Consider the following 14,514-nt stretch of genomic DNA (forward strand, 5'->3'; position numbering starts at 1 on the left):
CCCAGGGGCCAGACCATAGGGAGAGGACAGAAGATGACGCTTCGCAAGACACTTATCGGGTTTGCCGCAGCCGCCGGAATGGCGGCCCCGTTGTCGGCTCAGGAGGTGGCGGTGATCACCCCATACCTCGCGCAGCCGGGCACGCAATTCTATGTGGACGGCTTTTCCGCCCGCGCCGAGGAACTGGGCTGGGATGTCAACGTCATCGACACCGCGGGCGACGTGGCCGCCGTCATCAGCCGGATCGAGGACGTCGTGACACAGGGCGTGGACGCCATCGTCATCAACGTCGATCCGGCCCAGATCGGCGCGGGCCTGAGCGTGGCCGCCGATGCGGGCATCCCTGTCGTGGGCATGGATGCGGGCAGCGATCCTCTGGTTGCCGTCAACGTCACCTCCAACGGCTACGCGATGGCCGTCGAGACCTCTGTCTATGTCGCCAACCGGATCGGCGGCGAGGGCAACGTCGTGATGTTCACCTTCGATCCCTTCCCGCCGGTGCAGGTGCGCGGCGTGATCGCGGACGCGGTCTTCGGCAACTACCCTGACATCGAGGTGATCGACCGGATCACCCCGGACGTCAGCGACGGTGGCATCGCCGACAGCCGCGCCCAGATGGAGGCGCTTCTGGCCGCCAACCCCGAGCCGGGCAGCATCTCGGCCGTCTGGGCCGCATGGGATCAGCCGGCCATCGGTGCGCTTCAGGCCATCCAGGCCGCGGGCCGCGAGGGCGAAGGCATCGTCATCACCGGCATCGACGCCAACCCGCAGGCCCGCGAGGCGATCGCCTCGGGCGGCAATTTCGAAGCCTCGGTCGCGCAGGATTTCGAACAGATCGGCGCCACCACCGCCGACAGCGTGGCCCGCATCCTGTCGGGGGCCGATATCGTGCAGCGCGTGGTCTATGTGCCGACCCGCCTGATCACTGCCGCCAACGCCGACGAATGATCCCGATGGATGCGCCCGGGCCCCGGGCGCATCCGACGACCCGCCATGCCTCAGCTTGATCTCGATACACTCGGCCGCCGCTTCGGGGCCGTGCAGGCGCTTGACGGCGTCAGCCTGACCCTGCGCTCGGGCGAGGTCCATGCCTTGATGGGCGAAAACGGTGCGGGCAAATCCACTTTGATCCGCATTCTGGCGGGCCTCGACCGGCCCGACACCGGTGCCATGCGGTTGGACGGCAATTCGCTGCCGCTGGCCAATCCGGTCGCGATGCGGGCGGCGGGTCTGCGGTTCATCCATCAGGAACTGCACGCCGTGCGCGGCCTGTCGGTGGCCGAGAACATGCACCTCGACAGGCCCTATCCGCGCAGGGCGGGGCTTGTACACTGGCGCAAACTGAATGCCGATGCGGCCGCGGCACTTGCGCGGCTCGGCCTCGACAGGCTCGATCCGCGCCGGCCCATGACCGACCTTGGCGCAGGCGACCAGATGCTGGTCCGCATTGCGGGCACGCTTGTGGGCGAGGCCGGGGCGGCGCCCTGGCTGTACGTCATGGACGAGCCGACCGCGGCGCTGACGACTGCCGAATCCGAGCGGCTGTTCGAAGTGATCGGCGAGCTGGTGCGGCAGGGGGCGGGCGTCCTATATGTCTCGCACCGGATGCCAGAGGTGCTGCGTCTGGCCCATCGGGTCACGGTACTGCGGGATGGCAAACACGTCTCGACCCGGCCGATGGCCGAGACGGGGCAGGATCGCATCATCGAGGAAATGACCGGCCGGTCGCTGAGCGGCCTCTTTCCCGAACGGCGCAGCGACATTCTGGGCGAGACCATCCTCGAGGTGCACGGCCTGTCGGCAGGCGCGCTGCGCTCGGCCGATTTCGACCTGCGCGCGGGCGAAATCCTCGGTGTTGCCGGTGTCTCGGGGTCGGGTCGGGGCGCGTTGCTGCGCGCCATCCTCGGCGAATTGCGCGCGCGCGCGGGCGAGGTGCGTCTTGACGGCCGAGCACTGATCGGTGGGCCGGCACAGGCCTGGGCACGGGGGCTTGCCTATGTTCCGCGAGAGCGGCGTTCCGAAGGGTTGATGCTGGGCCGCGCGATCACCGAAAACGTGGCGCTGCCGCATCTGGGGCCGCTGGCCCGCGCCGGGCTGTTTCTCGACCCGCGCAGGCAGGCGGGCCTTGCCGAAGAGCAGGGCAGGCGGGTCCGGCTGAAGGCAGCGTCACTGACGCAGGCCTGCGAAGAGCTGTCGGGCGGCAACCAGCAGAAGGTTCTGTTTGCCCGCGCGCTTGCGGGCGGCCCACGGGTTCTTCTGCTTGACGAGCCGACGCGCGGCGTCGATATCGGCGCCCGGTTCGAGATTTATCGCCTGATCCGGCAACTCAGCGACGAGGGGCTGGGCGTCGTGATGGCCTCCTCTGACCTGCCAGAGCTTCTGGGCCTGTCGGACCGGGTGGCGGTGATGCGCGATGGGCGGCTGGCCGAGATCGTCACGGCCGAGGGGCTGTCGGAGGCGGGGCTCTTGCAGCGCTTCTATCATCAGGACGGAAGGGAGAATGCGGCATGACCGGGATCATCCGGCGGTTCGGCGGGCTGGCGGGGATGCTGGCGGTGGTGCTGTTCTTCGCGATCAATCTGCCCGAGACCTTCCTGACAGCACGCAACTGGCTCAACATCTCGCAACAGGTGAGCATGCTGGCCGTGGTCGCGGCCACCATGACCGTCGTGATGGTGATGGGCGATTTCGACCTTTCGGTGGGGTCGATGGCCTCGCTGGCCGGCGTGGTGGCGGCGGTGCTTTTCGTGCAGGAGGTGTCGATCCCCGTTGCCATCCTCGCGGCCCTCGGCGTGGGCCTTCTGGGCGGGCTGTTCAACGGGGTGATGGTCAGTCTGGTAGGCATATTGCCCTTCGTGGCGACGCTGGCGACGCTCACCGTGTTCAGCGGGATCGCCTTTGTCGTGAGCGACGGGCGCACAATCTTCGGCCGGGACATCCCGGCGGCGTTCGGCGATTTCGCGCGCGGCGGGCCGCAGATCGGCATGGTGGACGAGAGGGCGTTGATCCTGCCCAACCTGACGCTGGTTGCCGTCGTCGTCATCGTCCTGATCTGGATCGTGCTGGAACAGACCAGCTATGGCCGCAGGCTGTATGCCATCGGCGGCAACAGCGAGGCCGCGCGGCTTGCCGGTTTGCCGGTGATGTGGTTGCGCCTGTCGGCCTTTGCCTTCACTGGCGTGGGGGCGGCGCTTGCTGGGCTGATGTATGCCAGCCGCGTGGCTTCGGCCAATCCGACGCAGGGCGACGGGTTGATGCTGACGGCGATCGCGGCGGTGTTTCTGGGCATGACGCTGACCCGCGACGGGCAGCCGCGGGTTCTGGCCACGCTGGCGGGGGTGCTTGTCCTTGGCGTGCTGGACAACGGGCTCACGCAGATGCGGGTCGACAGCTATGTGCGCGAGGTTCTGGTGGGCGCGATCATCCTGATCGCGGTGGGTCTGAGCGCACTTGGCCGGAGGGGGCTGACCCGGAGGGCCTGACGGCAAGGTGAGCGGGCGGGGGCCTTGTCTGCCGTGTCTGATCGAATATCTGAATGTCTGTGAGTGTAAGTGGTGCGGCCCCGGTGTGATTGGGGCAAGTCAGAGGGCCGCAGAGATACCCGCTTTGCGGAAACAAGAGGACGAGCACGAGCATGGCGAGCGGCGATTGGATAGAACAATTCAGCGGATTGGCACGGTTGCCGGACCCGGTGCGGACCAAACTTGTCGACCGCAGCCGCGTGATCAACGTATCGGCCGGGACCCACATCTTTGGCCCCGGGAACATCCCCGACAACCTTTTGCTGTTGCTGGACGGGACGGTACGCGTCTCGCAAACCTCTGAAAAGGGGCGAGAAATCGTGCTCTACCGGGTTGAGGCTGGGCAGAGCTGCGTTCTCACGACTGCCTGTCTTCTGGCTCACGAGGCCTATGCCGCCGAAGGCGTGGCCGAAACCGACATCAAGGCCGTGTCGATCCCGCGCGCCGTCTTTGACGAATTGCTGACAGTGTCGAGCCAGTTTCGCGATTTCGTCTTCGCGGCCTATGCGCGGCGGATCACCGATCTGTTCCGGGTCATTGACGATGTGGCCTTCGGCAAGATCGATGTGCGCCTCGCGGAACGGCTGATCGATCTGGCGGGCGAATCCAACGACCTCAAGGTGACGCACCAGCAACTCGCAACCGAACTGGGCACCGCGCGTGAGGTCATCTCGCGCCAGTTGGCGGACTTCCAGAAACGCGGGCTGGTGCAGCAATCGCGCGGGCATATCGTGCTGTCTGATCAGCCCGCGCTCGAGCGCCTGGTGGATGCCGTCTGACTCTGTTTCGGGCGAATTTCGAATTCAGTGCTCTGAATGTAACAAGGTCACCGACGCGGGCACCGCGTTTGGGTACCTAGGATCAGAACTGATTCCAGGGGAACGGAAATGACACGTAATAACAACAGGACATCGGCATCGGACATGCCGTTTGGCCGCGAACAGACAAACGGAGGACACACATGATCGAGACGGCATTCACACCCGTGCAATCGCTGGCCGGTGGCGCGCTTATCGGGACGGCATCGGTCCTACTGATGCTGACACTGGGGCGCGTCATGGGCGCGACAGGTGTTCTGGCCGGTGTGATCCGGCCCAACAACTTGTCCGATGCGGCATGGCGGATCGCGCTCTTGCTGGGGATGGCAACCGGACCGCTGATCGTGATGGCGGTAACCGGGCAGATGCCCGCGGTCCAGGTTCCCGTCTCGACCGCCGCCCTGATCGTGGGTGGCATCATCGTCGGGATTGGCGTGACCTACGGGTCGGGCTGCACCTCCGGACACGGTGTCTGTGGCATGGCGCGGCTGTCGCCGCGGTCGATCGTCGCGACATTCACGTTCATGGCAACAACTTTCGCGACTGTTTACGTCGTTCGTCATATACTGGGGGCATGACAATGCGTTTGCTCAGCACTTATCTGATCGGAGTCATCTTCGGTGTCGGGATTTCGATTTCAGGAATGGCCAATCCGGCCAAGGTCCTGAACTTCTTTGACGTCGCCGGAACCTTCGATCCGTCGCTCATCCTTGTGATGGCCTCGGCCTTCGTGACGGCCTTCGTGGGCTTCCGGCTCGTTCTGGGTCGCAAGGCCCCGATCTTCGAAGACGGGTTCAAGCTGCCCACCCGACGCGACATCGACGTGCGCCTTGTCGGGGGATCGGCCGTCTTCGGCATCGGCTGGGGGATCTCTGGCTTCTGCCCGGGCGGCGCACTTCCCGCCCTGGGGACCGGCCGGATCGAAGTTTTCTATTTCGTCGGCGCACTTCTGGCCGGCATCGCAATCGCCAACTTCCTGCAAGGGTTTGCAGGACGCACGCGCAGTTTCGTGCGGGCCTGACACCACAAACGGAAAGGACAAGACAATGAAGGACACGCAAATGACCAGCTATCCCGTCAATATGGACGTGACGCCCGAGGTGGATGCCTTCTTCGACGAGGCCACCAACACCATCAGCTATATCGTCAAGGATCCGACCTCTGACGCCTGTGCGATCATCGATTCGGTGATGGATATCGATTATGCCGCCGGCCGGATCACCTATGATCACGCCGACCAGCTGATCGAGAACATCCAGTCCCGCGGGCTCAAGCTCGAATGGATCATCGAGACCCATGTCCACGCCGACCACCTTTCGGCCGCGCCCTATATCCAGCAGAAGCTGGGCGGGAAGATCGGTGTCGGATCGAAGATCATGGTCGTGCAGGAAACCTTCGGCAAGGTCTTCAACGAAGGCACCGAATTCCAGCGCGATGGCAGCCAGTTCGACAAGCTGTTCGAGGATGGCGATACCTACAAGATCGGCAACATGGACGCTTTTGCCATGTACACCCCTGGCCACACGCCGGCCTGCATGGTGCATGTGATCGGTGACGCGTCGTTCGTCGGCGACACGCTGTTCATGCCCGACGGCGGATCGGCGCGCGCGGACTTCCCCGGTGGGGATGCGGGCACGCTTTATGACAGCATCCAGAAGGTGCTGACCCTGCCCGAGGACATGCGCCTGTTCATGTGCCACGACTACGGCCCCAACGGTCGTGACATCCAGTGGGAAACCACCGTCGGCGATGAGAAGGCCCACAACATCCACGTGGGTGGCGGCAAGACGAAGGAAGATTTCGTCAAGTTCCGTACCGAACGCGATGCCCAGCTGGCCATGCCCAAGCTGATCATCCCGTCGCTCCAGGTGAACATGCGCGCGGGCGAGGTGCCGACCGACAAGGATGGGAATCCCATGCTCAAGGTTCCGGTCAACGCCCTGTAATCGGAGTGAGCGTCATGGACATCAAACGCATAACCGACGATCTGTCGGTCAGCCCACAAATCAGCGCCGCCGACATGGCGGCGCTGAAGGCCCAGGGCTTCGGTGCGATCATCTGCAACCGGCCCGACGGGGAAACCCCCGACCAGCCGGATTTCGCCGAGCTTGCCGCCGCCGCCAAAGAGGCGGGGCTCGAGGCGCGGCACATTCCGGTCTCGGGGGGTATCTTTTCCGACGAGGCGGTCGCAGCTTACGCCGCGGCGCTGTCGGAACTGCCGGGGCCGATCCTCGCCTATTGCCGCAGCGGGACGCGCTCCGCGACGCTGTGGTCTCTGGCACAGTCTGGCGCGATGCCGCTTGACGATATCCTGTCGGCCACCTCGAAGGCCGGGTACGACATGTCCGGTCTGGCTGACCGGATCGCCGCGCGGGCCTGAGGGCCGCGCAAGCGCGCGCGCCTTCGGGGTGCGGCGCCAAGAAGACCAGATTGAGGGGCTGCCCCGTGTGGGCGCCCCCCGCCATGGGGCCCGCGCAGCCACGCGGCGCGCGCGCCCCGCATTCTAAGGCAAGACAATGATCGACCAATTGCGACGCTATCTCCCGGTCCTGGAATGGGGCCGGCACTACGACCGCGACGACTTCTCCAACGACATGATCGCGGCGGTGATCGTGACGATCATGCTGATCCCGCAATCGCTGGCCTATGCGCTTCTGGCGGGGTTGCCGCCCGAGGCAGGGATATATGCCTCCATCGCGCCGATCATCCTTTATGCGATCTTCGGCACCAGCCGGGCGCTGGCGGTCGGCCCCGTCGCCGTTGTGTCGCTGTTGACGGCCTCTGCCATCGGGCAGGTGGCCGAGCAGGGAACGGCAGGCTATGCCATTGCCGCCCTCACGCTGGCGTTCATGTCGGGCGCCTTTCTCGTGGCGCTGGGTGTTCTGCGTCTCGGGTTTCTTGCTAATTTCCTGAGCCATCCTGTCATCGCAGGGTTCATCACCGCATCGGGCATCCTGATCGCGGCGAGCCAGTTCCGCCATATCCTTGGCGTTGAATCGCATGGCCATACGCTGCCAGAAATCCTCAGCTCTCTCTTTGCCCATCTGGATCAGACGAACTGGATCACGCTCGTGATCGGCGTTCTGGCGACCAGTTTCCTGTTCTGGGTCCGCAAGGGGCTGAAGCCCCTGTTGCGACGGGCGGGTCTGTCGCCTCGGATGGCTGACATCGCCACCAAGGCCGGTCCGGTCGCGGCCGTTGTCAGTACCACGCTCGCCGTCTGGATCTTTGGTCTGGCCGACAAGGGCGTGGCAATCGTGGGCGAGGTGCCCCAAAGCCTGCCGCCCCTAACGATGCCCGGGTTTTCGCCCGAACTGATTTCTCAGCTCATGGTGCCGGCGATCCTGATCTCGATCATCGGGTTCGTGGAATCGATCTCGGTCGCGCAGACGCTGGCCGCCAAGAAGCGCCAGCGGATCGATCCCGATCAGGAGCTGATCGGCCTTGGGGCCGCCAACCTCGGTGCGGCCTTTACGGGCGGCTATCCTGTGACCGGCGGCTTTGCCCGGTCGGTCGTGAATTTCGATGCCGGCGCTGCGACGCCCGCCGCCGGTGCGTTCACCGCCGTGGGCCTTGCGATCGCGGCGCTGGCGCTGACGCCGCTGGTGTTCTTCCTGCCCAAGGCAACGCTGGCCGCCACGATCATCGTCGCGGTTCTGAGCCTCGTGGATTTCTCCATCGTTGCGAAGACATGGGGCTATGCAAAGGCGGATTTCGTGGCCGTTATTGCCACGATCGGCCTGACGCTGGGCATGGGGGTCGAGATCGGGGTTGCCACGGGGGTCATTATCTCCGTGCTGCTGCATCTCTACAAGACGTCAAAGCCGCATGTGGCCGAAGTGGGCCTGGTGCCCGGAACGCAGCATTTCCGAAACATCAACCGCCACGACGTGGAGACCGATCCCTCCGTCCTGACGCTGCGCGTTGACGAGAGCCTCTATTTCGTCAACGCCCGGTTCCTCGAGGATCTGGTGCAATCGCGGATCAGCGAAGGCTGCGAAATCAAGCATGTGATCTTGATGTTCTCGGCCGTGAACGAGGTGGATTTCTCGGCGCTTGAAAGTCTCGAGGCGATCAACCGGCGGCTCAAGGACCTCGGGATCGGGTTGCACCTCTCGGAAGTGAAGGGGCCAGTGATGGACAAGCTGATCTCGTCGCATTTCCTGACCGATCTGAACGGCCGGTTCTTCCTGTCGCAATACGACGCCTGGCAGGCCCTGAAGCCGCGTCACGAGACGCCTCGCGCTGCGGAATAGGCGCAAGGCGAGGTCCACAAACGAAGAAAGGCGCCCGGTAAGGCGCCTTTTTTCTTGCCGAATTCTAGAGAACCTAGGTCAGCGGCCCCAGGTGCGGACCGCGCCGCAATCCATGTGGACGAAGTTCGAACCGGAATAGCGGCCCACGCCACCGGCCCGGCAGGCCGCAGCCGCGCGGGCCATCTGGCTCACCGAACGGTCTGTTAGGCGCAGGTCAGCGGCCTGGCCACGCATGTGAAGCGAGTTGCGCGCAACGCCCGAGCTTTGGGAGCGCAGCATCGCGTTGGTTTCCGGGGATCGGTACCCCGACAGGAGCATGTAGGGCTGGCTCGTTTCCATGAGGTTGTGCGCGGCGGTCATGATATCGACCGTTCTTGTGTCGATCTCTATGGCCTTGCCGTTGCGCCAGTCCCGCATGAAGAGGTTCACTTCGCGGATCGCCTCGCCGATATAGCGACCATCGATCCAGTAGACGGTATCAAGACGTTCGCCTGTCCGGCCGGAATACATCCGGATCCGCCGGATGTCGCCACCACCGCGCAGAAATCCTGCCGCATTGGAGTAGGTGGGGGCCGCGGCAACGGCTGTTGCCGCAAACGCACCAAGCAAAGAACGTCGAGTCAAACTCGAAGAGCCATCTGTTTTCATATCAAGAGCGCCTGTCCCGTCGCTTACCTAATCCCGCGTTTTCGCAGGAATTGTGTCATCGTGTCCCCAGATGCAGCATTTTTATTGCACAAAGGAATTTCCGGGCCAAGGCCGGTCTTGTCGCAGGCCCCGGCCCCGCCAAAAATCGGCGGGATTTTGCGCAAATTCGGAGCAACCGCTGTCGCCGATAGCTCGGAAAGGGACGTCTCGGCTCGAAAAGCGGGGCAGATTGGCCACAAAATACGGTTTCAGCGCCCGTATGGCGTTTTTGTGAGTGGACGAAATGTCGCGCAATCGCGCTTACTTAGAAGACGTTGCTGCCACTTCGTAGAAAGATTCGTATTGTTCCAGATGTCCCGATTGCTCCCGCTTCGGTTCTGTGCGGCGCTTTTGTGCGCCGTGCCCGCCGTGTCCGTCGTGTCTGTCTCTGCCGCGCAGGCCCAACTCCAGATCACAGGTTTCCATCAGGCCGTTGCGGAAAACGCGGCCCGTGATGACGTGCTTGCCGAATTCTATCGTGAGAGGGGGTTCGACGGCATCTGGACCGGCTCCGATCCCGAGGTGATCAATCGGCGAAACGCGCTGCTGTTCGCGCTGAGCGAGGCGCATGCCCATGGGCTTCCGGCCGGTCGGTATGATGTCGAAGGTCTGATCGAACGTCTTCATGCCGCCAAATCGACGCTGGCCCAAGGGGGGATGGAGGTCGAGTTGAGCCGCGCGTTCCTCGACTATGCGCGCGATGTGAATACCGGCATCCTTGCACCGAGGCAGGTCGTCTCGGCAATCAAGCGTGAAGTGCCCCTGATCGACAAGCGCGAACTTCTCGAGGGGTTCCTTGCTGCGCGGTCGCCGCAGGGCTATCTGCGCGGGCTTGCTCCGCAATCGCCCGAATACACCCGGCTGATGCGGCGTCAGCTTGAACTGCGCGCCCAGATCGAAACGGGCGGTTGGGGCCCGACGGTCACTGGCGGCGCGCTGAGGCCGGGCGACACCGGCGACCGGGTCGTGACCCTGCGCAACAGACTCATGGCGATGGGCTATCTCGGGCGCAGCGTGACACAGACCTACGATGCCGAGATCACCGCCGCCGTCGAGCGTCTTCAGGCGGCCCATGGGATCACCGTCGACGGCGTTGCAAGTGGTGCCACGCTTGAGGCGATCAACACGCCGGCGAGCGAACGGCTACAGTCGGTGCTGGTCGCGATGGAGCGGGAACGCTGGATGAACATCGACCGGGGGGATCGTCACATCTGGGTGAACCTCACCGATTTCCACGCCAGTATCGTGGATTTCGACCGCGTCACCTTTACCACCCGCTCTGTGATCGGGGCCACGACCGGCAATCGAGAGACGCCGGAATTCTCCGATATAATGAGCCATATGGTCATCAACCCAAGCTGGTATGTCCCCCGCTCGATCATCGTGGGAACCTATAGTGGCCGGGTGCCGGCCGGGTTTCAGGCGATTGGCAGTTCGGGGCCGGTCAACGTGTCGAACGTGATCGTGAACGGACAGGTCCGGTATGGTTTGCGGCAATTGCCCGGGCCGCGCAATGCGCTTGGATCGGTCAAGTTCATGTTCCCCAATCAATACAACATCTACCTGCACGACACGCCGGCACAGGATCTGTTTGCCCGCGAGGTTCGGGCCTTCAGCCATGGCTGCATCCGGCTCGATGATCCGCATGACTTCGCCTACGAGCTCTTGTCGGCTCAGGAAAGCGATCCCGAAGGATTCTTCAACTCGATCCTGAACACGCGGGCCGAGCGCCGGGTCAATCTCGAAGAGCCGGTTCCCGTTCACCTTGTCTACCGGACGGCGTTCACGTCGGTGACGGGCGAGTTGCAGTTCCGCAATGATATCTACGGTCGGGACGCGCGGATCTGGGCGGCCCTTGCCGCGGCAGGGGTGGAGATCGGCGGCGTTCAGGGTTAGTCGTTTTCCCGGGACACCCACAACCGGGGACGACATGAGCCACAGCATCGGCGATATCGCGGCGGCCATCGGGGCCGAAGCGGTCGGTAATACCGCCTTGCAGGTCGATGGCGCGGCCGAGCCCGCAGAGGCGCGGTCCACGGATATCGCAATCGCGATCACCGCCGGGTTCCTCGCGTCCCTCGATCAGGGGAATGCACGTGCCGCGCTGGTCCCCGCGGGCACCGATTGGCAGGGTCTTGGCCTTGAGGCCGCAATCATAGCGCCGCGTGGCCGGTTGGCCATGTCCGGCCTAACGCGGCTTCTGGACCCGGGACCTGACCTGCCCGACACATGTCACGACACAGCCGTGATCGAAGCTGGTGCCCTGATTTCCGACACCGTGGGGGTCGGCGCGTTTTCCTACATCGGAGCAGGCGCCCGTATTGGTCCGGGCACGCGCATCGGACATCATGTCTCGGTCGCGGCAGGCGTCGAGATCGGGGCGGATTGCCATATCCATGATGGGGTGCGGATCGGGCGCGGTTGCCGGATCGGCGCGGGCTCCGTGCTGCACCCCAACGTCGTGATCGGGGCCGACGGGTTTTCCTTCGTGACCGAGGCCCCGGCCCGGGTCGAGGCGGCGCGCGATGCATTGGGTCAGCTCGACTTGCCCGACGAGGCACCTGAACAGGATTGGCGCAAGATCCATTCTCTCGGCGGGGTCGAGATCGGCGCCGATGTCGAGATCGGTGCAGGCAGCACGATCGACGCCGGGACGATCCGCGCAACCCGGATCGGGCAGGGGACCAAGATCGACAACCTGGTCCAGGTCGGCCACAATGTGATCGTCGGGCGCAACTGCCTGCTGTGCGCGCAATCGGGCGTGGCGGGCTCTGCCCGTATCGGGGACAGGACGGTGCTGGGCGGCAAGGCCGGGGTGGCCGACAATGTCACGATCGGTGCCGATGTCGTTCTGGGCGGCGGGTCGGTCGCGCTGTCGAATGTGCCTGCGGGGCGGATCATGCTGGGCTATCCTGCGATGCGGATCGAAAGCCATATTGAAAGCTACCGCGCGCTGCGCCGGCTGCCCCGGATACTCGACCGCCTGAGAAATGAGCAGAAACCTGTTCCAAAGCGGGCGGAGAGTGACTAAATCAGCGCCAGCGCGTTTTCACTCACCGAGCACGAGACCCCGAATATGGACGTCAAATCGACGATCATCGGCATCATCGCCGAACAGGCCCTTCTTGATCCCGCGGATGTGACGCCGGACAAGACCCTAGACGATCTTGGCATCGACAGCATGGGCCTCGTCGAGAGCATCTTTGCCATCGAGGAAGCGTTCGATATCTCGATCCCGTTCAATGCCAACGCCCCGGGAGAGAGCGAATTCGACATCTCTTCGGTGGCCGCAATCATCGAGGCGGTCGAAAATCTGATCCGGGACCAGTCGTGACGCGCGGGCATCGCGTTGTCATCACCGGGGCGGGCACGATCAATGCGCTTGGCCCCGACGTCGCCACGACGCTGGAGGCGATGCGCGAGGGGCGGTCTGCGATCGGCCCGCTCGAGATGCGCGATCTGGATCGACTGACGGTTCAGATCGGGGCGCAGGTCAAGGATTACGACGAATCCACGCATTTCAACCGCCAACAGATCGCGCTGTATGACCGGTTCACGCAATTCACCCTTCTGGCAGCCAAAGAGGCAATGGCCCAGTCCGGCCTGACTTTCGCCGGAGAGCTTGCCGCACGGTCGGGCGTCGTTCTGGGAACCTCGGGCGGCGGGCTGACCACGCAGGACGAGAATTACCGCGTGGTCTATGAGGGCGGCAAGAACCGGGTCCATCCCTTCATCGTGCCCAAGCTGATGAACAATGCCGCCGCCAGCCACCTGTCGATGGAATACAACCTCAAGGGCCCGTCCTACACGGTGGCCACGGCCTGCGCGTCGTCCAATCACGCGATGGGTCAGGCGTTTCAGATGATCCGCTCGGGGCTGTGCACCGCGATGCTGACGGGCGGGTCCGAGGCGATGCTCTGTTTCGGCGGGATCAAGGCGTGGGAAGGTCTGCGCGTCATGTCGCGCGATGCCTGCCGCCCGTTTTCGGCCAATCGCAACGGCATGGTGCAGGGCGAGGGCGCAGCCGTCTTCGTCTTCGAGGAATATGACCATGCGCGCGCGCGGTGCCGATATCCTGGCCGAGGTGGTTGGCTTTGCCATGACCTCGGATGCCGCCGATATCGTCATGCCCTCGCAGCAGGGGGCGGAACGCGCGATCACCGGAGCGCTGACGGATGCCGGCCTTTCGCCATCGGATGTGGGCTATATCAACGCCCACGGCACCGGCACCGCCGCAAACGACAAGACCGAATGCGCCGCCGTCGCCCATGCTTTCGGAACCCATGCCGACAGGCTGATGATTTCGTCGACGAAATCCATGCACGGCCATCTGATCGGCGGAACCGGCGCGGTCGAATTGCTGGCCTGTATCATGGCGCTGCGCGACGGGATCATTGCGCCGACCGTGGGTTACGAGGAGCCTGATCCCGAATGCGCGCTGGACGTCGTGCCCAATGTCGCGCGCGATGCCAAGGTGACGGCGGTTCTGTCGAATGCCTTTGCCTTTGGCGGGCTGAACGCGGTCCTGGCGCTCCGCGCGGCCTGAGACGCGAAACGCCGCACAGGGGGGCCTGCACGGCGTTTGTCTCTTGGGCAACGAAGGCTTTGGTCTATTCGCCCGACAGCTCTTCTTCCATGGTCGTGTAGCCCGCGGTGAAGCCGGACAGCCCCATTGTCAGCTCGATCCGCTGATCGGGCGCCGCGGCGGGCACGATTTCCATCGTGCCGGCGATGCCGGCCTTGAACTGGGCGACCTGCTCGGCGGTCAGGCCAAAGCGCGCGACACAGCCGGCCACGTTGCAGAAATCGAAATCATAACGCCGGCCCTCGCTGCCATCGACGCGCAAGGTCAGCTGTTCCGTCAACTGCGTCTCGAGCGGGACAACGACCACGACCCCGGCGGCAGCGTTCCCGCCATTGAGAAGCGGCAGGATGCTGACTTCGGAGATCGGGGTGCCGTCGGGGCCGAGCAGAAGCTGGTAGAGCTGGCACTGATCGCTGTTGTCTGCGGCGCGGATGCAGCGCAAGGCCCAGTCGCCAAAGGTTTCACGGATGAAGGGCGCGTTGGGATTGGCCTCACTCTCGGGGCTGCCGAGATCCTCGAAGGGCGAGGTTTCTTCGGCTTGCGCGGCAGGTGCCTCCTCTTGCGCGGTGGCAAGCGCGGCCCAGCAGGTCAAGCCGGCAGCCATAAGGAGGGTAATCGGTCTAAGCATCGGTCTTCCCCGTTGGACT

The 14,514-nt window shown here is 64.2% G+C and carries 14 protein-coding genes and 1 pseudogene; 13 read left to right on the forward strand and 2 right to left on the reverse strand.

Translation table 11 applies throughout. From position 1 onward, the window contains the following. Window positions 1-33 precede the first annotated feature (33 nt). The 9 genes from EP376_RS04435 (at window position 34) to EP376_RS04475 (ending at window position 8,595) form a co-directional block, all read left to right on the forward strand. Complete coding sequence (locus EP376_RS04435; RefSeq protein ID WP_127654316.1) at window positions 34-948, forward strand: substrate-binding domain-containing protein; 915 nt, start codon at window positions 34-36, stop codon at window positions 946-948. 45 nt (window positions 949-993) lie between these two features. Further along, the gene (locus tag EP376_RS04440) at window positions 994-2,511 is read left to right on the forward strand and encodes a sugar ABC transporter ATP-binding protein (RefSeq protein ID WP_127654317.1); all 1,518 of its coding nucleotides are present in this window, start codon (window positions 994-996) and stop codon (window positions 2,509-2,511) included. Beyond that, window positions 2,508-3,482 carry an ABC transporter permease gene (locus EP376_RS04445; protein ID WP_127654318.1) on the forward strand — a complete coding sequence of 325 codons (975 nt, stop codon included), beginning with the start codon at window positions 2,508-2,510 and terminating at the stop codon, window positions 3,480-3,482. The genes EP376_RS04440 and EP376_RS04445 overlap by 4 nt, the downstream gene beginning before the upstream one ends. 152 nt (window positions 3,483-3,634) lie before the next feature. Next, the gene (locus tag EP376_RS04450) at window positions 3,635-4,300 is read left to right on the forward strand and encodes a Crp/Fnr family transcriptional regulator (RefSeq protein WP_127654319.1); all 666 of its coding nucleotides are present in this window, start codon (window positions 3,635-3,637) and stop codon (window positions 4,298-4,300) included. 182 nt (window positions 4,301-4,482) lie between these two features. Continuing rightward, on the forward strand, window positions 4,483-4,917 hold the full coding sequence (locus EP376_RS04455; protein ID WP_127654320.1) for a YeeE/YedE family protein: 435 nt from the start codon (window positions 4,483-4,485) through the stop codon (window positions 4,915-4,917). A gap of 2 nt (window positions 4,918-4,919) precedes the next feature. Next, window positions 4,920-5,360: a DUF6691 family protein gene (locus EP376_RS04460; RefSeq protein WP_127654321.1), complete on the forward strand. Its 441-nt coding sequence runs from the start codon at window positions 4,920-4,922 to the stop codon at window positions 5,358-5,360. Window positions 5,361-5,400: 40 nt separating this feature from the next. Beyond that, the gene (locus tag EP376_RS04465) at window positions 5,401-6,285 is read left to right on the forward strand and encodes an MBL fold metallo-hydrolase (RefSeq protein ID WP_127654720.1); all 885 of its coding nucleotides are present in this window, start codon (window positions 5,401-5,403) and stop codon (window positions 6,283-6,285) included. A gap of 14 nt (window positions 6,286-6,299) precedes the next feature. Next, on the forward strand, window positions 6,300-6,719 hold the full coding sequence (locus EP376_RS04470) for a protein tyrosine phosphatase family protein (RefSeq protein WP_127654322.1): 420 nt from the start codon (window positions 6,300-6,302) through the stop codon (window positions 6,717-6,719). A gap of 136 nt (window positions 6,720-6,855) precedes the next feature. After that, entirely contained in the window at window positions 6,856-8,595 is a 1,740-nt protein-coding gene (locus EP376_RS04475; RefSeq protein WP_203330875.1) for a SulP family inorganic anion transporter, read from the forward strand. Window positions 8,596-8,673: 78 nt separating this feature from the next. Here the strand turns inward: EP376_RS04475 and mepK are convergent, their stop codons facing one another. Beyond that, on the reverse strand, window positions 8,674-9,243 hold the full coding sequence (gene mepK / locus EP376_RS04480) for a peptidoglycan L,D-endopeptidase MepK (protein ID WP_127654323.1): 570 nt from the start codon (window positions 9,241-9,243) through the stop codon (window positions 8,674-8,676). 351 nt (window positions 9,244-9,594) lie between these two features. Between mepK and EP376_RS04485 the strand changes: the two genes are divergently transcribed. From EP376_RS04485 to EP376_RS04500, 4 genes and pseudogenes are all read left to right on the forward strand, one after another. Then, window positions 9,595-11,178, forward strand: coding sequence for a L,D-transpeptidase family protein (locus EP376_RS04485; protein WP_127654324.1), 1,584 nt, complete (start codon window positions 9,595-9,597; stop codon window positions 11,176-11,178). A 34-nt stretch (window positions 11,179-11,212) separates the two neighbouring features. Further along, window positions 11,213-12,313: a UDP-3-O-(3-hydroxymyristoyl)glucosamine N-acyltransferase gene (locus EP376_RS04490; RefSeq protein WP_127654325.1), complete on the forward strand. Its 1,101-nt coding sequence runs from the start codon at window positions 11,213-11,215 to the stop codon at window positions 12,311-12,313. A 45-nt stretch (window positions 12,314-12,358) separates the two neighbouring features. Then, on the forward strand, window positions 12,359-12,616 hold the full coding sequence (locus EP376_RS04495; RefSeq protein WP_127654326.1) for an acyl carrier protein: 258 nt from the start codon (window positions 12,359-12,361) through the stop codon (window positions 12,614-12,616). Next, window positions 12,613-13,828: pseudogene (locus EP376_RS04500) on the forward strand (beta-ketoacyl-[acyl-carrier-protein] synthase family protein). The gene EP376_RS04495 and the pseudogene EP376_RS04500 overlap by 4 nt, the downstream one beginning before the upstream one ends. 64 nt (window positions 13,829-13,892) lie before the next feature. On the opposite strand, the gene EP376_RS04505 reads toward EP376_RS04500, so the two are convergent. After that, window positions 13,893-14,495 (reverse strand): invasion associated locus B family protein, encoded by a 603-nt coding sequence (locus EP376_RS04505; protein WP_127654327.1) that lies wholly within the window; start codon window positions 14,493-14,495, stop codon window positions 13,893-13,895. Between the last annotated feature and the right edge of the window lie 19 nt (window positions 14,496-14,514).

The sequence above is a fragment of the Alexandriicola marinus genome (assembly GCF_004000435.1).
GTDB classification, from domain to species: Bacteria; Pseudomonadota; Alphaproteobacteria; order Rhodobacterales; family Rhodobacteraceae; genus Alexandriicola; species Alexandriicola marinus.